The sequence below is a fragment of the Rhizobium bangladeshense genome, from assembly GCF_001662075.1.
Lineage (GTDB): Bacteria > Pseudomonadota > Alphaproteobacteria > Rhizobiales > Rhizobiaceae > Rhizobium > Rhizobium bangladeshense_B.
The window spans coordinates 1-497 of the sequence record NZ_LYPL01000122.1; the positions used below are offsets into that span (position 1 = coordinate 1).

The 497-nt window shown below is 60.8% G+C and carries 1 protein-coding gene; it reads left to right on the top strand.

From position 1 onward, the window contains the following. Nucleotides 1–150: 150 nt before the first annotated feature. A partial coding sequence (locus A7X77_RS31785; protein WP_156668225.1) for a LysR family transcriptional regulator occupies nt 151–497 on the top strand: 347 nt, incomplete at its 3' end.

Consider the following 497-nt stretch of genomic DNA (forward strand, 5'->3'; position numbering starts at 1 on the left):
GATGGACGACATGGTGCATTTCCTTTCGAATTGGGTGTGACGGCCCGTTGCTGGGAGGTGAGCCGCGGTGTCGAGAAGGAAAATAAGTCTGGCCTGCTATCGAAAAAACGGTGATAATGTCGATCGAAACTATCGATGGAATGGATGGATATGCTTCCGAACCCGACCCTGGACCAGTTGCAGGTGTTTCTGACCGTTGCCGAGACCGGCAGCTTCTCAGCCGCGTCGCGAGCACTGAATCGCGCGCAGTCGGTCGTCAGCTACACGATCGCCAATCTCGAGGCGCAGCTTGAGATGCCGCTTTTCGAGCGCTCCGGGGCGCGCCAGCCGAAGCTGACGGAAGCGGGCAAGGCGATGCTGGAGGATGCGGGACGAATTCTCGGCGACCTGCAGGTCATGCGGGCGCGCGTGAAGAGCCTGAAGGAAGGGCTCGAGGCGGAGGTTTCGGTGGCGATCAGCGTCATGGTGCCCTCGCAGGCCGTGGTGGACGTGCTGCA